This is a genomic window from Tardiphaga sp. 42S5 (genome assembly GCF_034044155.1).
In the GTDB taxonomy this organism is placed as follows: domain Bacteria; phylum Pseudomonadota; class Alphaproteobacteria; order Rhizobiales; family Xanthobacteraceae; genus Tardiphaga; species Tardiphaga robiniae.
Genome location: NZ_CP139027.1, coordinates 428,855 through 446,481 on the forward strand (window position 1 = coordinate 428,855; position 17,627 = coordinate 446,481).

Sequence of the window (17,627 nt, forward strand, 5' to 3'; positions counted from 1 at the left end):
TACTACATTGCATACAAAGATATTTATATGCACATAATTTAGACTGCTGTGCAGCCATGCTCGGTCATTGGTCGCCTGTTTCTGGCTTGACATATATCGGCTCCCGCTTCTTATTGCGAATAGTTCGCATTAGCATTCGCATCAGATCAGTAACCTTGGGGAATGGCGTGAGTTTGAGGTTGTGGGCGTCGATCACGGGAGCAGCGTGCCTCTCATCAATCTGGATTGGAGAAGCAAAGGCCCAGGAGGGGCAAACGCTGTCGGAAATCGTGGTCAGTGCCGAGCGGCAGAAGGAAGCAGACGGCTTCCAGTCCACCACCCTGCTCACGGGTGACGCCCTGCAGCGCACGACCTCCGCCTCCATCGCCGACTTGCTGGCCACCCAGCCGGGCATTGCCGCATCGACTTTTGCGCCGGGCGCGAGCAGACCGAATATCCGCGGCCTCGACGACTATCGCGTCCGCATTCAGGAGAACGGCATCGGCAGCCAGGACGCGTCGGATTTCAGCCAGGATCATCAGGTCCCGGTCGATCCGCTCTCCGCCGACAAGATCGAGGTCATCCGCGGTCCCGCAACGCTACGCTATGGCAATCAGGCCATCGGCGGCGTCGTCAATGCCAGCAACAACCGCATTCCGGAGAATCTGGTGCCGGACAATTTCAGCGCACGCATCAAGGGCGGCGGCTCCTCGGTGGATAGCAGCATCGACGGCGCGGCCAGCATCGATGCGTCAGGCAACAATGTCGCCATTCACGTCGACGCCTTCGGCCGCAGCGCCGGCGATTACAGAATTCCCGGCGGCGGCGTGCAGGCCAATACGAGGCTACGCTCGGAAGGCCAGTCGGTCGGCGGCTCCTACATCTTCGATGGCGGCTATATCGGCACCGCGATCCAGCACATCACCAGCCTGTATCATATCCCCGGCATCGCCGAATCCGCGTCGCGGACTCGCATCGATCTCGAACAGACCAAGGTGACCAGCAAGGGCGAATGGCGCGCGCCCACCGACGGCATCGCCGCGATCCGCTATACGTTCGGTGTCAGCGACTACAAGCATGGCGAGCTCGGCATCGGCGGCAATGGCGTCGACGGCCTGCAGAACACCATCACCAACAAGGAAATCGAAGGCCGCTTCGAACTGGACCACGCCGCGGTCGCAACACCGCTCGGCGCATTGACCGGAAGCTGGGGCGTACAGGCCAGCAACCGCAAGCTCGGCACCGCGGGCCTGCTCGGCGGGCTGCTCGCTCCCACCAATACGGACACAGTCGCGGGCTTCGTGTTCGAGCAATTGCAGCTCTCGGACACACTCAAATTCCAGGCCGCCGGCCGCATCGAGAGCCTGTCAGTATCCGGCATGGCGCCGATCTTCCCCAGCAATTTCCTGCCACCGCCCGACACATTCTCCGAGACCGCAGCGACGCGCGATTTCACCCCGAAGAGCTTTAGCTTCGGACTGCTGAAATCACTGCCCTGGGACATGGTCGCCAATCTGAGCGTACAGCGTGCACAGCGCGCGCCTGCTGCGCCGGAACTTTATTCGCGCGGCTCTGATGGCGCATCGGGCACCTTCGTCATCGGCAATCCGGATCTGAAAATCGAAACCGCAGAATCGATCGAAGTCGGCCTCAAGCGCAGCAGCGGCCAGCTTCGTTTCGAGGCCAGCCTCTACTACACGCGCTATCTTGATTTCATCTTCAAGCAGGTGACCGGCAACTTCTGCACCGATACTTTCGCAAGCTGCGGCGCGACCGGCCCACTGCTGCAAGTGGCCTATGGCCAACGCGATGCGAATTTCCGCGGCGCCGAGCTGATGGCACAACTCGACGTGACTCCGCTCAGCGACGGCATGCTCGGAATCGACACCCAATTCGACGTGGTTCGCGCAACCTTCGCCGATGGCAGCAATGTTCCGCGCATCGCACCGATGCGCGTGGGCGGCGGCGTCTGGTGGCGCAGCGCCGAATGGTATGCACGCCTGGGCGTGCTCCACGCGTTCACACAGAACGATATTGCACTCAATGAAACGTCGACGGCCGGCTACAATCTGCTGAAGGCCGAGGTAAGCTATACCCACACATTCGCGAAGGTCGACGGCGGCCTGCGCGACATCACCTTCGGCGTCACCGGAGACAATCTGCTCGATGAACAGGTCCGCAACCACATCTCCTTCAAGAAGGCGGAGGTGTTGCAGCCCGGACGCGGCGTGCGGCTCTTCACGAGTATGAGATTTTGAGCCCAATGACCTTGGAATCGCTCCAGTTTGGGCCTCAACTCGGCCTCCAGAGGGCGACATCGTTCACATGCGAAGGTATTCTTCGCCATCATCTCCCATTGCAAACTTCGACCGACGGAATGCAGCCCCTATGACAAGATCCTGGTCTCCCATCACGACTGTATTGGTGGCGGTTAGCGGAACGGCGGCGGTTCCGCAGTTTGCCGTAGCTGCGACCACGGAAGCGTTGCTGCCGCATAATTTGTCCCCATGGGGCATGTTCATGAACGCCGACATCGTGGTGAAGGCCGTGATGATCGGTCTTGCCATCGCCTCGCTGGTGACCTGGACAGTCTGGCTCGCAAAGACCATCGAACTCAACCGCGAAACGCGCTCCGCCAAACGGCGGCTCGACATACTGGAAAGCGACACGACGCTGGCTCAGGTCGAGCGCGATAGTGCCAACGCCCGCGATCCCGTGGCCCAGCTCATTCATTCGGCCGTGCGCGAGACGGCCCTCTCCCATGGACTGTTCGACGACGGCTTCAAGGAGCGCATTGCGCTCCGGCTTGAGCGCGTCGAACAGGCAATGTCGCGCCGGATCTCCCGTGGCATCGGCGTGGTCGCAACGATCGGTGCGACTGCGCCCTTTGTCGGCCTGTTCGGAACCGTCTGGGGCATCATGAACGCCTTCATCGGTATTTCGGAAACCAAGACCACCAACCTCGCCGTCGTCGCGCCGGGCATCGCCGAAGCCTTGCTCGCGACAGCACTCGGTCTTGTCGCAGCCATTCCGGCCGTGGTGATCTATAACCAGCTCGTTCGTAACATCACGACCTACCGAGCGCTGCTCGGCGATGCCTCCGCACAGGTCATGCTGCTGATGAGCCGCGATCACGGCCGTCGCGGAATGCCGATCTCGCGGGCGGCGGAATAGATCATGGCTGCAAGATTAGGTGGACGCTCAGGCGGCGGTGACGACCTCGAGGTCAACCACGAAATCAATGTGACGCCTTTCATCGACGTGATGCTGGTTCTGCTGATCATCTTCATGGTGGCGGCGCCGCTTGCAACGGTCGATCTCGGTGTCGATCTGCCGGCAAGCGCCGTAGAACCGCAGCCGCGTCCCGACAAGCCGGTCTTCGTCACCGTCAAGCCGGACCTGACGATCGCCGTGGGCGAAGACATCATCCCGCGCGATACGCTGAGCGGCACGCTGGATGCTGCGACCAAGAACAACAAGGACGAGCGCATCTTCCTGCGCGCGGACAAGGTCGTGAGCTATGGCGATCTGATGGAAGTGATGAACCTGCTGCGCAATGCAGGCTATCTCAAGATCGCGCTGGTCGGCCTCGACGGACGAACCTCTGCGCCATGAACGTCTTTGCGCTACATGCGCCGACCGACAGCGTCGGTCTTCGCTGGACCGGGTCGGCGATTGCTATCGTCGCGATCCATGCCGGCCTGATCGCCGCAGGAATCTGGTGGTACCATCAGCCGAACCCGCCGGGCGTTACGATGCCGACCATCATGATCGATATGGCGCCGGCCACCGCTGCGCCCGAAACGCAGCCGCTGGATATCGCGCCCGGCCCCGAGATGCAGCAAGCGGAAGCGCCGTCCGAGCCGCCGCCCGAACCGGTTCAGCAGAAGCAGGTCGAAGAACAGATCCCGCCGACGCCGCTGATGGAGAAGCCGGTCGTCGAAGCGCCGCCCGAGCAAAAGACCGAGCCGACGCCTCCCCCGCCCGAGCCCGCCAAGATCATTCCCGATCCGCCAAAGCCGGTGCCGGAAAAGCCCAAGCCGAAGCCGATACGCGCCGAGGTCAAGAAGAAGCCGAACAATACGCCGGCAGCGCCGCAGACCACTGCAGCACCGCGCGCAGAACGCATCGCACCTGCGGCATCGGCGGCCGCCGCCGGTGCCTCGAGGGCAGCGTCAGCGTCTTACAATCAGCTCGTTCAATCACACTTGCAGCGCTTCAAGCAATTTCCCCAGAGTGCACGCACCGGTCAGTCAGGCACAGCAGTCGTCAGGATCGCCTTTACACTCGATCGCAGCGGTCGCGTGCTGTCTTCCCGGCTCCTGGGATCGTCGGGAAATTCGGCGCTCGATGCCGAAACGCTCGCTATGGTTCGTCGCGCGCAGCCATTCCCGGCATTTCCGCCGGAGAAGACCGGTGGTACGGAGGCGTTCAATGTTCCATTGAGATATGATCTTCGCTAGCGACTAACGAAGATCATGATGCGCCGCGACCGGGCAGATATCACTGCACCGGATTGGCGCGCTCGAACTGGCGCAGCAATTTGTTGCCGCGCTCTGCTGCAGCGTCGAGGGCCTCCTGCGCAGGCTTCTTGCCGCTGAAGGCCTGCTCCAGCTCATCCTCGATGGCGTCACGGATCAGCGTGAACGAGCCGAGGCGCAATCCCTTCGAATTTTCCGTCGGCGCTTTGAGCGTGATCTGCTCGATGGATTTCACGGTGCCGGGGTTGCGGTCGTAGAAGCCCTGCTGGCGCGTGAGCTCATAGGCGGCGCGCGTGATCGGCAGATAACCCGTCTTCTGATGCCAGGTCGCCTGCACTTCGGGCTGCGAAAGAAACGCAAAGAACTTCGCGACGCCCTTATATTCTTCGCGCGGCCGATCGCGCAGTACCCAGAGCGTGGCGCCCCCAATGATCGAATTCTGCGGCGCTGCCGTGACATCCGGCCAGTAGGGCATCAGGCCATAGCCGACCTCGAATTTCGCATTGGCGAGAATGTCGGCGCGGGTGCCTGACGAGCCCAGAAAAATCCCGCATTCGCTCTTCTGAAAGCGTGGCTCAGCTGCTATCGCACGGCCGCTGTAGTCGAAGACCTTGGTCTTCTGCCATTCGGCGAGTTGCGTAATATGCCTCACCATCAGCGGATTGTTGAAGGTGAGCACCGCATCCAACCCGCCAAGGCCATTGGACTTGGTCGCCACCGGAATGTTGTGGAATGCCGAGAAGTTCTCGACATTGATCCATGACGGCCAGGCCGTGGTGAAGCCGCAAACCGCACCTGCCGTCCGCAATCGCTTGGCAGCTGCGCCGAGTTCGGGCCAAGTCCGTGGCGGCTCGTCCGGATTGAGCCCGGCGGCACGGAACAGATCCTTGTTGTAGTAAAGGATCGGCGTCGACGCATTGAACGGGAAGGACAGCATGTTGCCGGCCATGTCAGTGTAGTAGCCCGTAATGGCTGGCAGATAGGCTGACGGATTGAACGCCTCCGCTTGGTCGCGCATCAGTTCGTAGACGGGATAGGTTGCGCCTTTGGCGGCCATCATGGTGGCCGTCGCGATTTCGTTGACCTGGACGATGGCCGGCTGGCTCCGGGACCGGAAGGCAAAGATCGCCGCCGTGACGGTTTCGGTATAGTTGCCCTTGTAGACCGGAACGATGCGATAGCCCGTCTGTGTGGCGTTGAAATCCGCGGCCAGCTTTTCAACGTGCCGGCCGAGTTCTCCGGACATCGCATGCCACCACTGAATGTCCGTGGCGCGTGCGGGCGTCGCCGTCTGGCTGACCGTCACCACGAGCGCGAGATATCCGAGCGCCGCCTTCAACTTCATTTCATTCTGCCCTTACGACGCCGTCGGCTGCCGGCCTGCTGTGCTATCATTCTTGTTGGGGGGCCAAAGCTTCCGCCGCCCAATAAAATAATGATTCCATTATAGTTTTGATCGAAATTGCCCCGCACGATGGCGTTCACCGGACACGATCTGCCGCAGCACTCTGTTGCGACTTCACGGCGTTCGGTTCAATCGGGACTGCGCCAATTCAACCAGTTGTTGCAGGTTAATAGCCAGCACCGCCTGTATTTGCTACATTGAACTGTCTCGCAACCTCAACGAAACTCTTTCAGACTATAAAGATCGAGTTGCCGGGTTGTGACGCACGGCTGTCTCACCGATTGAACCTTTCGCAAGGCCGAATGACACACCTGTGGTGACGAGCCCGCACAACGGAGTTTCTGAAGGACAGGACGAGCTGGCGGCGCGAGGCCGGACCGGCCTCGTCGCGGCTGTCCGTGCGATTCCGATCCGCTGGCGCATTTTGTCCATCGCAGCCCTGAACTCGGCGGTCGTCCTCGTCCTGGCGGGCTTGATCTGGAGTGGCTCGCGGGTGTTGTCCTCCGCCTGGGACGACGTGCGCCAAGTCCGGCAGTCCGATCAGGTTCTGGCCCTGCTCGAGAGCGAGACCGGCCGGCTGCAGAACCTGATCCATCGCTATATCAATCAGCCCAGCCCCGAACTGTTCGCCGAAATCCTGCTATTGCGCGAGGCTGTGCTTGGGACACTGAATACCCGTGCCTCGACCGACCCCATGCTGTCTGGCTCGGTCGCCGAGCTAGAACGCGTCACCGAGCGCTTCCTTAGCGGCTTCGGTGAATTGCGGACGCTTCAAACCACCATTGCCAAGACCTACGAAGAACAGGTGCTTGGGCCTGCCAAGGACATGGCGGGACTGTACTCCATCATCGAGGGCGCCACCGGCCAGCGCGACGCGCTGATCTGGCCGGCACTCGGCAAGTCGCGTGAGGCATTCACCGCGATGCTGGTCGCCGCCAATGCCTATTATCTGTCGCTGGCATCCGCCTCGGCCGAGGATGCACGCCGCAACACAGAGACGATCGAGCGTACTATCCCGGTCATGACCGACCTCGCCGACAATGATCTGCAGCGTATTGCGCTGCAGCGGCTCAAGGGCCGCTCAGTTGCACTCCGCCAGGGGCTCGCAAAACTGTCCGAACAACTCTCCAGCCGCACGGACCTGCTGCGCAATTCAATCGATGCCAGCCAGGCCGACACGATTGCTGCGATCGATGGCCTGTCCGTCAAGATGCGGCAGCGCGAGCAGTCCGCGCAGGCCACTTTCGACCGCACACTGACGGCGATCTCCCGCAATGTCATGGTCATCGCCGCGGCCTTTCTTGGGCTGATCATCACCGCAGGCATCATCATCGCGCTGAGCATCCGCCTGCCGCTGCAGCAGATCATGGCCTCGATGCGCGCAATCACCTCCGGCGACTATGATCGCAAGGTTCAGGGCACCGCCGCCAAGGACGAGGTTGGCGCCATGGCCCGCGCGGTCGAAGTGTTCCGTGAGAACGCCGTCGCCAAGCGCGAAGCCGAGAACGAGCTGCGCGCGTCGAAGGAGAAGGCCGAGAGCGCCTTGCTCGAACTAAATGCCGCACAGCAGAATTTGATCGACGCCGAACGGCTGGCCGCACTTGGCGGTCTGGTCGCCGGCGTGGCCCACGAGGTCAATAATCCGATCGGCATCAGCCTGACCGTGGCATCAAGCTTCGCGCGACGCTCGGAAATGTTCGAGGCCGAACTGCGCTCCAATGCCCCGCTGCGGCGCTCGCAACTGGAAGAATTCGTCAAGACGTCACGCGATGCGGCGCAGCAACTGGTCGCCAACCTGCATCGCGCCGGCGAGCTTATTCAGTCCTTCAAACAGGTCGCCGTCGATCGGTCCCACGCCGAACGGCGGCAATTCAGCCTCTCCGAGGCCACCGATCAGATCATCGCCAGTCTGCGCCCCGTCCTGAAGAAGGCTCCGATCACACTGACGGTCGACGTGCCGGACGGGCTGATGATCGATGGCTATCCCGGGTCCTACGGCCAGATCCTGACCAATCTGTTCCTGAATGCGGCCAATCACGCATTTCCGGACGGCAAACCGGGCGCCATCGCTATCACCGCCAAGCCGCGCGGCACCGACGACATCGAGATCAGCTTCTCCGACAACGGCGCCGGCATGAGCCCGGACGTCCAGCGACAGGCTTTCGACCCGTTTTTCACCACGCGCCGCAACGAAGGCGGCACCGGCCTTGGCCTCCACATCGTGTACAATCTGGTGACCCAACAGCTGGGTGGCCGGATGATGCTGGAGTCAAGACTGGGACAAGGCACGACATTTCGCATTATCATGCCGCGGGCCGCCACTGGCGCCGCCGGATCATTTGACGGGACTACGCAATGGCCGACCAGGACGATGTCCTCTACCTGATTGAAGACTCCGGTGATGTCCCGGAAGAATCCAATAACCGAAAATGGAAGATCGCGGTCATCGACGATGACCAGGCCGTGCATGAGGGCACACGCTTCGCGCTGAGCGATTACACCCTGAACGGCCAGTCACTGGAGATCCTGTCGGCCTATTCCGCCGCGGAAGGCCAGGCCCTGATGCGCGAGCATACGGATATCGCGGCCGTGCTGCTCGACGTCATCATGGAGACGGACGCGGCCGGCCTCGAACTGGTCGAGTTCATCCGCAACGAACTGCACAACGAAACCGTCCGCATCATCCTGCGCACCGGCCAACCCGGCCAGGCGCCGGAGCGCCGCGTCATCGTCGATTACGACATCAACGATTACAAGGCGAAGACCGAACTGACCGCCGACAAGCTGTTCACCTCGCTGACCGCGGCACTGCGCAGCTATCAGCAGCTCGAACGCATGGTGCAGACCCGGCGCGGCCTCGAAATCATCATCGACGCGGCCTCGACGCTCTATGATTTCAAATCCATGCAGCGGCTTGCCGAAGGCGTGCTGACCCAGATCGCCTCGCTGCTGAATGTGGATTGCGCCGGCATTCTGGTGCTGCGCGACGGCGGCGTTGTCGGCGACGACTATGCCGTCCTCGCCGGATCAGGCTGCTACAGCCGCTTCATGGGTACCGCGACCTCGCAGTCGCTCGATCCGGACCTGCGCCAGATGGTCGAGGAGGCCTTCAAGCGCCGCAAGCATGATTTCGCGGACCATCGGACGGCGCTCTATATCCGCACCGGCAGCGGCCGTGAGGTTGTCGTGCTGCTGCAGGCAGAGCGGCAATTGTCGGAGACCGATCGTTCGCTGGTGGAGATCTTCGGCAGCCGGCTGTCGATCGCCTTCGACAACGTGATCCTCTACCAGCAACTGCACGAGGCCAATACGCAGTTGGAAGACCGCGTGGCGCAACGCACCCGCGCCCTCATGCAGGCCAACCGCCGGCTCTCTGCACAGTGGCTGCGGCTGCAGCGCGCCAACGGCTTCAAGAACGAGATTCTGGGCACCGTCGCCCATGACCTGAAGAATCCACTCGGCGTGATCCTCGGCCGCACCGAGATGCTGACCGAGCTGATATCCGCGGGATCGCCGAAGGAAAACATCTCCGCGCAGGTCGATCACATTCGTGACGCCACCAAGCGACTGACCTCGATGGTCGATCACCTGATCTCCGACGCCATGGCGGACGCCTTCGATATCACCATCCGCCGCGAGCCTGTCGATCTGGCGACGCTGGTCCGGGACGTCGCGGAAGCGAACCGGCCGTCTGCGGTGAACAAGCAGCAGGATCTCTCCGTCTCCGCGCCGGCTCACCACGATCTCACCATGTGCGACGCCGACCGGATGCGCGAAGCCATCGACAACCTCGTCAGCAACGCCATCAAATACAGCCCGATCGGCGGCAAGATCGCGCTACTGATTATGGGCGACGCCGATTATGTCCGCATCAGCATCAGCGACGAAGGTCCTGGCCTGTCGCCGGAGGATCTCGACCGCCTGTTTGGCCGTTTCCAGAGGCTGTCAGCCAAGCCGACCGGCGGCGAAAGCTCGACCGGCCTCGGCCTGTCGATCGTCAAACGCATCATCGACATGCATGGCGGCGAAGTGAACGCACATAGCCCCGGCCCCGGCCAGGGCGCCACCTTCACCATCCTGCTGCCAGCCACCAGTGAGGGCCTGTCATGAGCCAGAGCCCGCATATCGTCGTCGTCGACGATGAAGCGCCCGCCCGCGAGATGGTGGGCGACTATCTCAAGATGCACGGCTTTGCCGTGACCCTGTGCGACGGCGGCAAGAGCCTGCGCAGCGAGATCGAGACCAAGGTGCCGGATCTCGTGGTGCTCGACCTCAACATGCCGGAGGAAGACGGGCTCTCGATCATCCGTGACCTCAAGAGCCGCATCAATGTGCCGGTGATCATGCTCACCGCCACCGCGAGCCCGATCGACCGTGTCGTCGGCCTCGAACTCGGCGCCGACGATTACATCGCCAAGCCCTGCGAACTCCGCGAATTGATGGCGCGCATCCGCTCGGTCTTGCGCCGAAGCACGCCGGTGAAAGGCGCAGCAGCAGATGCAACGCCTGCCAAGGAGAACAGGGACCATCTCGTGCGCTTCGGCACGAAATGGCTCGATCTGGAAGCGCAGGCCTTGCGTGATGATGAAGGCAATGAACATCCGCTGACGGCCTCTGAATTCGGCCTCCTCAAGGTATTCGCCGCAAATCCGAAGCGCGTACTCTCTCGCGAACGCCTGCTCGAACTGGCCAATGCCCGCGACGCAGAGGCTTTCGACCGGGCGGTTGACCTGCGTATCATGCGAATCCGCCGCAAAATCGAGCCTGATCCGACGAAACCCTCCGTGATCCGTACAATTCGCGGCGGGGGCTATTTGTTCTCCCCCGCGGGCGACAAGGCCTGAGCACCTCTTTTGGAATCTATCTCATTCAATTTACACGCATTTCACCCCTGAATGTTTCGTCGATAACCCTGCGACGAAACAATTCTCCGGTTCCATGAAACCATTTTCCGCTTTTGAAGCAGACGCCCTGAAACCGGGGCTCCTTAACAATCCTCCCAACGAAGCCGCAACGCGGTCTCTTACGGGAGTTAGTCATGCAGAACGTCATCGCCCTCAATGCCGCCGGTCAGCAGGGTATCATTACGGCCCGCGCCACCTCGGATGAGATGCTGCTGGAGAATATCGCCAGCGGCGACCGGACGGCGATGCACACGCTTTATGCCCGACACAATGTGCGGGTCTATCGCTTCGTTCTCCGCATGCTGCGCGACACGTCGGCGGCGGAAGATCTGGTCAGTCAGGTATTCCTCGACGTGTGGCGAACCGCCAGCCAGTTCGAAGGTCGCTCGCAGGTCTCCACCTGGTTGTTGTCGATCGCGCGCTTCAAGGCGCTGACTGCGCTGCGCCAGCGTAAATATGAAGACATCGACCAGGACGATGTCATGGAAATCGCCGACCAGGCCGATACACCTGAGGCATCGCTCGATCGCAGCCGCACCAGCGCCATTCTTCGCGCCTGTGTCGCCAAGCTGTCGCCGGCGCATCGCGAGATCGTCAACCTCGTCTACTATCATGAGAAGTCAGTGGAGGAGGTCGCCGGCCTGATCGGCATCCCCGCGTCGACGGTGAAGACCCGCATGTTCTACGCCCGCAAGCAGCTCGCCGATCTCCTGAAGACCGCCGGCATCGACAGCATCGCAGCGTAATCTGCCGCGTTCCTTTTGCTCCAACGTTCCAGACGTCAGTTCGCGTAAACCTCCTCACCTCCAGCGACCCGGACGGGATGCCCCCTTCCGGGTCGTATTCTGTTTGGAGCTACGGCCTTGTCATCGTCGGCGGACGCACGAACTTCCGCATCGACCTGCGCAATACATCTGACAAAATTGGACAAATTGTCTACGAGTCCAACGGCGAATGCCAATGTGGGCAGATGGACAGCCTTTTCAAGACGTTGCCGAATGCGGGCGGCCAACTAACAAAGACCTCGCGCAGTTTCGCCCGCGCGCTCTGCATGATAGAACACGTCCAGACTACACATGGACGGATGCAGATGTTCGAAGGCTTTGACCCTGTCATACTAGCCCGAGCGCAATTTGCGTTCACGATGTCATTTCACATCATCTTTCCCGCGTTCTCCATCGGGCTAGCGAGCTATCTCGCCGTGCTCGAAGCGCTCTGGTTGTGGACCGGGCGCGACGTCTTCCTCAACCTGTTCAATTACTGGCTCAAGATCTTCGCCGTGGCCTTCGGTATGGGCGTGGTCTCGGGCATCGTGATGTCCTACCAGTTCGGCACCAATTGGTCGGCCTTCTCCGACAAGGCAGGACCGATCATCGGCCCGCTGATGGCCTATGAAGTCCTCACCGCCTTCTTCCTCGAAGCGGGCTTTCTCGGCGTCATGCTGTTCGGGCTTCAACGCGTCGGACCCAGACTACATTTCTTCGCCACGCTGATGGTCGCGATTGGCACGCTGTTTTCGGCCTTCTGGATTCTCTCCGCGAATTCCTGGATGCAGACGCCGACCGGCTACACTATCAACGCTGCCGGCCAGTTCGTTGCGGCCGACTGGTGGAAGGTGATTTTCAATCCGTCCTTCCCGTATCGGCTCGTGCATATGGTGCTCGCGGCCTATCTCACCACGGCTTTCGTGGTGGGCGCAGTCGGCGCCTGGCATCTGCTCAAGGATACGCGCCTGCCCGGCCCGCGCGTGATGTTCTCCATGGCGATGTGGATGGCGACGCTGGTCGCGCCGCTGCAGATTCTTGCCGGCGATCAGCACGGCCTCAACACGCTGGAGCATCAGCCGACCAAGATCATGGCCATGGAAGGCCATTTCGAGAGCCATCCCCATGGCGCGCCGTTGATCCTGTTCGGCATCCCGAGCCAGGCCGAAGGCAGAGTAAACTATGCCATCGAGGTGCCCAAGTTGGGATCGCTGATCCTGAAGCATGATCTCAATGCGCCGATGGCCGGCCTCGACACCGTCCCGCGCGAGAACTGGCCGCCGGTGCCGGTGACCTTCTGGTCGTTCCGCATCATGGTCGGCATCGGCTTTCTGATGCTGGGGCTGGGACTGCTGAGCCTCTTCATGCGCTTCCGCGGCAAGTTCTATGAGTCGCGTTTGCTTCACAGCTTTGCGCTGGCGATGGGACCGGCCGGATTCATCGCCGTGCTGGCCGGCTGGGTCACCACCGAAACCGGGCGGCAACCCTTCACGGTGTTCGGCCTGCTGCGCACCAGCGACTCGGTCTCGCCGCTGGCGGCGCCAGCCGTTGCGTCGTCGCTGATCGCCTTCGCCATCGTCTATTTCCTGGTGTTCGCCGCGGGCACGATTTATCTGCTCCGGCTCATGGCCGCGCCGCCGCATCATGATGAGCAAGGCCCGGCCGGCAACGTGCCGAGCCGTGCGGCGGGCATTACCCCGGCTGTGGGCGCAACCGCATCGGGGCACGCGTCATGATCGATATAGCGGTCGTCTGGGCCTTCATCATCGCCTTTGCCGTGTTCGTCTATGTCGTGATGGACGGCTTCGATCTCGGCCTCGGCATGCTGTTTCCACTCTTCCCGAAGAAAGAAGACCGTGACGTCATGATGAACTCGGTCGCCCCGGTCTGGGACGGCAACGAGACCTGGCTGGTGCTCGGCGGCGGAGGGCTGATGGCGGCGTTTCCGCTGGCCTATGCGGTGCTGATGCCGGCGCTCTATACGCCGATGATCGTGATGCTGCTGGGGCTGGTGTTTCGCGGCGTCGCCTTCGAATTCCGCTGGCGCACCACGCGCGAGCGCAATCTGTGGGACATCGCCTTTGCCGGCGGCTCGCTGATGGCCACGCTGGCGCAGGGCGTGGCGCTCGGCGCGATCCTGCAAGGCATCGTCGTCAATGGTCGCCACTATGGCGGCGGCTGGTGGGACTGGCTGACACCGTTCAGCGTCCTGACCGGACTCGCACTGTTGGCCGGCTACGGCCTGCTCGGAGCCACTTGGCTCGTGCTGAAGACCGAAGGCGCGTTGCGCGATCAGGCCTATCGGCTGAGTTGGTGGCTGCTATTCGCCATGCTCGCCGCCATCGGTCTCGTCAGCATCGCGACGCCATTTCTGGATGCCGAATATGCGCGGCGCTGGTTCGCCTGGCCCAACATCATCCTGACGGCGCCGGTGCCGATTGCAGTTGCTGCCATCACGGCGCTCTTGATGCGAAGCCTCGCGGCCAAACAGGATTACCGGCCGTTCTTCCTGTCGCTGGCGCTGTTCGCATTGTCCTATGCCGGATTGGGCATCAGCATGTGGCCCTATATCGTGCCGCGCAGCATCACCATCTGGCAGGCCGCGTCGCCCGACAATAGCCTGCATTTCATGAGCTACGGCGTCGCCGTGCTGGTTCCCATCATCCTCGGTTACACCGCCTGGGCCTATTACGTGTTTCGCGGCAAGGTTCGCGCTGGCGCGGGCTATCACTGATGACACCTGCGTCGCAGCAAAAGGCCGTCCCTTCAGACAAGCGCCCGCTGATACAGCGCCTGTTGTGGTTTGTTGCGCTGTGGCTGGGCGGCGTCGCCAGTGTGACCCTCGTCAGCTACGTGCTGCGACTGTGGATTGCACCGAAATAGACGCGGTGACCTTTAATCAAATCGTCACCCGCAGACGGCAAATATGCCGGCGACTCACGACGTCCGCGCGGACAGTCGCCGTGCCCGCTGATTTCATGGTTCCCGTGATTTGGCTGGGATGATACAGAATATCGGACGCAAAACCGGAGATGCCTGCGATGATCAACATCCGCCGCCTGCTTGGCTTTCAGCTCGTCGCCGCAGCCAGCCTGATGTTGTCGATCACGCAAGGCCTCGCCCAGCAGCCGCGTCCGGATGTCGGCGACGAGCCCGGTCTCATTGCCGACGATTCCGTTCAGCTTGAACCGGAGTTCCAGAAGCAGATGGTGCTGTACCGCACCACCGAGGCGCCGGGCACCATCATCATCGCCACCTCCGAACGCCATCTCTACGTGGTGCAGGGCAATGGCCGCGCGCTGCGTTACGGCATCGGCGTCGGCCGCGACGGTTTCCAGTGGCAAGGCCTCTTGAAAATCTCGCGCAAGGCGGAATGGCCGGACTGGACGCCGCCGCCGGAAATGATCGCGCGTCAGCCCTATCTGCCGCGCTTTATGGCTGGCGGCCCCGGCAATCCGCTCGGCGCCCGCGCGCTCTATCTCGGCGCCACCGTCTATCGCATCCACGGCACCAACCGGCCCGACACCATCGGCACTGCCGTATCGTCCGGCTGCTTCCGGCTGGTCAATGCGGATGTCGCCGATCTCTATGACCGGATCCCGGTGGGCACCAAGGTCATCGTGCGCCAGAAGCCTGAAATCTGATCTGCGCCTCGCCGTGCAGCTCTTCGATCCAGTTTTTCTCTGACATATTTTTCTCTGACGACGGAGCGGACTTCGCATGGGGATGAAGCGGACTTTCACGACCGGGCTGGCCATCGGCCTGGTGGTTGCCACTGCAGTGGCTGCGGCTGCGATCACCTATGAGCGCTACGACACCAAGACGCTGAAGCGCACTGTCAAGCGCGACACCGTATTGTGCGGCGTGAACACTGGCCTGCCCGGCTTCTCGTCGCCGGATGCGCAGGGCACCTGGACCGGCTTCGACGTCGACTTCTGCCGCGCCGTTGCCGCCGCGATCTTCAACGATCCGAAGAAGGTGACCTTCGTCCCGCTCGACGCCTCCGATCGCTTCAAGGAGCTGCAGAGCCGCAAGGTCGACATCCTGTCGCGCAACTCCACATGGAGCATGTCGCGCGAAACCAATTACGATCTCTATTTCCCGGCCGTATCCTATTATGACGGCCAGGGCTTCATGGTGCCGAAGTCCCGCAAGATCGATTCCGCGCTGGAACTCGATGGCAGCAAGGTCTGCGTCCAGGACGGCACCACGACCGTGCTGAATCTCGCCGACTACTTCCGCAGCAACAACATCAAATACACCGAAGTGAAGTTTCCGAAGCTCGACGAAGTCCTCAAGGCCTATAATTCCGGCCAGTGCGACACTTTTACGGCGGACGCCTCGCAGCTCTATGCGCTGCGCCTGACCATGAGCAAGCCTGACGATCATCTGATCCTGCCCGACGTCATCTCCAAGGAGCCGCTGGCCCCCGTGGTGCGCCAGCGTGACGACGACTGGATGATGATCGTGAAGTGGACGCTCTATGCCATGATCAATGCCGAAGAGCTCGGCATCACCTCGAAGAACATCGACGAAGCGCTGAAGTCCAAGAAGCCCGACGTGATGCGGCTGGTCGGCACCGAAGGCGCCTATGGCGAAGACCTCAGTCTCTCCAAGGACTGGGCCGCCCGCATCATCCGCCATGTCGGCAATTACGGCGAAGTCTATGACCGCAATATCGGCGAAGCCTCGAAACTGAAGATCCCGCGCGGGTTGAACCAGATCTGGAGCGCCGGCGGGATTCAATATGCCCCGCCGATCAGGTAGGGCTAACGACCCTCCGTCATAGCTAAACGCCGTCATGGCCGGGCTTGTCCCGGCCATCCACGTCTTCCCTAGCAAGACCCCAAGACGTGGATACCCGGGACAAGCCCGGGCATGACGAGTTTCAGCTAGTTCGTCCGAGCTCTCGTCGCCCGCACTCAATAATTCTTCAGCCGCGCCAGTTGGTCCGCGTGATAATTGCTGTCCCCCAGCAATTCCTGGCAGACCCGCGCGCGCTTCATGAAGAAGCCGATGTCGAACTGATCGGTCATGCCCATGCCGCCATGCATCTGCACGCCTTCCTGCACAGCCAGCGTCGCCGTGGTGCCGGCCTTGGCCTTGGCGACGGCAATCGCGGCCGGCGCCGTCGGTGTGCCGTCGTCGATCAGCTGCAGCGCCTTCAGCACGGCCGCACGAGTCACCTCGATCTCCGTATAGAGATGTGCGGCACGATGTTGAAGGGCCTGGAATTCACCGATCAGCTTGCCGAACTGCTTGCGCTCCTTGAGATAGGTCACGGTGCGGCCGAACACTTCGTCTGACAGGCCGACCATTTCGGCGGCGGCGGCACCGCGGCCGATATTCAGCACGCTGTCCAACAATGCCCCGCCCTGATCGACATCGCCGAGCACGCTGTCGGCCGTGACCTCGACATTGTCGAACGTGATCCGCGCCGCATTGTGCGAATCCACCATCGCTGTACGCTCGAGCGCGACGCCCTTGGCTTTCGGATCGACCAGAAACAGCGTAAGGCCGTCCCGCTCACCCGGCGCACCTGCGCTGCGCGCCGCGACGATCAGGAGATCGGCGGTGTGGCCATCGACGACAAATGCCTTCGCGCCATTCAGCTTGAAGCCATTGCCGGAGCGTGCGGCCTTCATCGCCGTCTGCAGCGGGCGATGCTTCGCGCCTTCATCGATGGCCAGTGCCGCCAGCAGCGCGCCACTGGCGATCTTCGGCAGATATTCCGACTTCTGCGCGTCGCTGCCCCGATTCAGCGCCGAGACGCCCAGCACAGCCGTGGCGAAGAATGGCGACGGCATCAGTGTGCGGCCAATCTCTTCCATCACGACGCCGGCTTCGACGGCGCCGAGCCCGCTGCCGCCGAACGGTTCCGGCACCAGCAATCCGGCAAATCCCATTTCGGAAAACGCGCGCCAGTAGTCGCGCGAGAACCCGGTCGCATCCTTGCTATCGCGCAGCTGCCGGAAATGACTGACCGGCGCCTTGTCGCCGATAAAGCCGCGGGCGCTATCGCGCAGCATGGTCTGTTCTTCGTTGAGGAGGAGAGGCATTTTGATGTCCAATATTCGGAATGACGTTGCATAAG

Annotated in this window: 15 protein-coding genes; 13 read left to right on the plus strand and 2 right to left on the minus strand. The window is 61.8% G+C overall.

Translation table 11 applies throughout. From position 1 onward, the window contains the following. Positions 1–167 precede the first annotated feature (167 nt). From SFY93_RS01995 to SFY93_RS02010, 4 genes are all read left to right on the plus strand, one after another. Positions 168–2,237 (plus strand): TonB-dependent receptor, encoded by a 2,070-nt coding sequence (locus SFY93_RS01995; protein ID WP_320445880.1) that lies wholly within the window; start codon positions 168–170, stop codon positions 2,235–2,237. 130 nt (positions 2,238–2,367) lie between these two features. Further along, entirely contained in the window at positions 2,368–3,153 is a 786-nt protein-coding gene (gene exbB, locus SFY93_RS02000) for a tonB-system energizer ExbB (protein WP_320445881.1), read from the plus strand. Positions 3,154–3,156: 3 nt separating this feature from the next. Beyond that, complete coding sequence (gene exbD, locus SFY93_RS02005; RefSeq protein WP_089263503.1) at positions 3,157–3,594, plus strand: TonB system transport protein ExbD; 438 nt, start codon at positions 3,157–3,159, stop codon at positions 3,592–3,594. Then, positions 3,591–4,442, plus strand: coding sequence for an energy transducer TonB family protein (locus tag SFY93_RS02010; RefSeq protein WP_320445882.1), 852 nt, complete (start codon positions 3,591–3,593; stop codon positions 4,440–4,442). Before exbD ends, SFY93_RS02010 begins: the two co-directional genes overlap by 4 nt. Before the next feature lie 40 nt (positions 4,443–4,482). Here the strand turns inward: SFY93_RS02010 and ugpB are convergent, their stop codons facing one another. Next, positions 4,483–5,805: a sn-glycerol-3-phosphate ABC transporter substrate-binding protein UgpB gene (gene ugpB / locus SFY93_RS02015; protein ID WP_320445883.1), complete on the minus strand. Its 1,323-nt coding sequence runs from the start codon at positions 5,803–5,805 to the stop codon at positions 4,483–4,485. Positions 5,806–6,223: 418 nt separating this feature from the next. Between ugpB and SFY93_RS02020 the strand changes: the two genes are divergently transcribed. From SFY93_RS02020 to SFY93_RS02060, 9 genes are all read left to right on the plus strand, one after another. Further along, positions 6,224–8,251: a sensor histidine kinase gene (locus SFY93_RS02020; protein WP_231081267.1), complete on the plus strand. Its 2,028-nt coding sequence runs from the start codon at positions 6,224–6,226 to the stop codon at positions 8,249–8,251. Then, positions 8,221–9,975 (plus strand): ATP-binding response regulator, encoded by a 1,755-nt coding sequence (locus SFY93_RS02025; RefSeq protein WP_320445884.1) that lies wholly within the window; start codon positions 8,221–8,223, stop codon positions 9,973–9,975. Before SFY93_RS02020 ends, SFY93_RS02025 begins: the two co-directional genes overlap by 31 nt. After that, entirely contained in the window at positions 9,972–10,709 is a 738-nt protein-coding gene (locus SFY93_RS02030; protein ID WP_320445885.1) for a response regulator, read from the plus strand. The genes SFY93_RS02025 and SFY93_RS02030 overlap by 4 nt, the downstream gene beginning before the upstream one ends. Positions 10,710–10,903: 194 nt before the next feature. Next, positions 10,904–11,515 carry a sigma-70 family RNA polymerase sigma factor gene (locus tag SFY93_RS02035; RefSeq protein WP_093757615.1) on the plus strand — a complete coding sequence of 204 codons (612 nt, stop codon included), beginning with the start codon at positions 10,904–10,906 and terminating at the stop codon, positions 11,513–11,515. Between the two features lie 344 nt (positions 11,516–11,859). Next, positions 11,860–13,269 (plus strand): cytochrome ubiquinol oxidase subunit I, encoded by a 1,410-nt coding sequence (locus tag SFY93_RS02040; protein ID WP_320445886.1) that lies wholly within the window; start codon positions 11,860–11,862, stop codon positions 13,267–13,269. Further along, positions 13,266–14,267 (plus strand): cytochrome d ubiquinol oxidase subunit II, encoded by a 1,002-nt coding sequence (gene cydB, locus SFY93_RS02045; RefSeq protein ID WP_320445887.1) that lies wholly within the window; start codon positions 13,266–13,268, stop codon positions 14,265–14,267. Before SFY93_RS02040 ends, cydB begins: the two co-directional genes overlap by 4 nt. Continuing rightward, the gene (locus tag SFY93_RS02050) at positions 14,267–14,416 is read left to right on the plus strand and encodes a DUF2474 domain-containing protein (RefSeq protein WP_320445888.1); all 150 of its coding nucleotides are present in this window, start codon (positions 14,267–14,269) and stop codon (positions 14,414–14,416) included. The genes cydB and SFY93_RS02050 overlap by 1 nt, the downstream gene beginning before the upstream one ends. A gap of 158 nt (positions 14,417–14,574) precedes the next feature. Next, positions 14,575–15,177 carry a L,D-transpeptidase gene (locus SFY93_RS02055; RefSeq protein WP_068730420.1) on the plus strand — a complete coding sequence of 201 codons (603 nt, stop codon included), beginning with the start codon at positions 14,575–14,577 and terminating at the stop codon, positions 15,175–15,177. A gap of 82 nt (positions 15,178–15,259) precedes the next feature. Next, positions 15,260–16,300, plus strand: coding sequence for an amino acid ABC transporter substrate-binding protein (locus tag SFY93_RS02060; RefSeq protein ID WP_320447667.1), 1,041 nt, complete (start codon positions 15,260–15,262; stop codon positions 16,298–16,300). A gap of 155 nt (positions 16,301–16,455) precedes the next feature. Here SFY93_RS02060 and SFY93_RS02065 read toward each other — a convergent pair whose 3' ends face one another. Beyond that, positions 16,456–17,592 (minus strand): acyl-CoA dehydrogenase family protein, encoded by a 1,137-nt coding sequence (locus SFY93_RS02065; protein ID WP_320445889.1) that lies wholly within the window; start codon positions 17,590–17,592, stop codon positions 16,456–16,458. Between the last annotated feature and the right edge of the window lie 35 nt (positions 17,593–17,627).

Excerpts from the sequence above, each read along its gene's own strand:
- exbB (WP_320445881.1), top strand. The coding sequence starts at position 2,368 with ATGACAAGATCCTGGTCTCCCATCACGACTGTATTGGTGGCGGTTAGC.
- exbD (WP_089263503.1), top strand. The coding sequence starts at position 3,157 with ATGGCTGCAAGATTAGGTGGACGCTCAGGCGGCGGTGACGACCTCGAG.
- SFY93_RS02010 (WP_320445882.1), top strand. The coding sequence starts at position 3,591 with ATGAACGTCTTTGCGCTACATGCGCCGACCGACAGCGTCGGTCTTCGC.
- ugpB (WP_320445883.1), bottom strand. The coding sequence starts at position 5,805 with ATGAAGTTGAAGGCGGCGCTCGGATATCTCGCGCTCGTGGTGACGGTC.
- SFY93_RS02025 (WP_320445884.1), top strand. The coding sequence starts at position 8,221 with ATGGCCGACCAGGACGATGTCCTCTACCTGATTGAAGACTCCGGTGAT.
- SFY93_RS02030 (WP_320445885.1), top strand. The coding sequence starts at position 9,972 with ATGAGCCAGAGCCCGCATATCGTCGTCGTCGACGATGAAGCGCCCGCC.
- SFY93_RS02035 (WP_093757615.1), top strand. The coding sequence starts at position 10,904 with ATGCAGAACGTCATCGCCCTCAATGCCGCCGGTCAGCAGGGTATCATT.
- SFY93_RS02040 (WP_320445886.1), top strand. The coding sequence starts at position 11,860 with ATGTTCGAAGGCTTTGACCCTGTCATACTAGCCCGAGCGCAATTTGCG.
- cydB (WP_320445887.1), top strand. The coding sequence starts at position 13,266 with ATGATCGATATAGCGGTCGTCTGGGCCTTCATCATCGCCTTTGCCGTG.
- SFY93_RS02050 (WP_320445888.1), top strand. The coding sequence starts at position 14,267 with ATGACACCTGCGTCGCAGCAAAAGGCCGTCCCTTCAGACAAGCGCCCG.
- SFY93_RS02055 (WP_068730420.1), top strand. The coding sequence starts at position 14,575 with ATGATCAACATCCGCCGCCTGCTTGGCTTTCAGCTCGTCGCCGCAGCC.
- SFY93_RS02060 (WP_320447667.1), top strand. The coding sequence starts at position 15,260 with ATGAAGCGGACTTTCACGACCGGGCTGGCCATCGGCCTGGTGGTTGCC.
- SFY93_RS02065 (WP_320445889.1), bottom strand. The coding sequence starts at position 17,592 with ATGCCTCTCCTCCTCAACGAAGAACAGACCATGCTGCGCGATAGCGCC.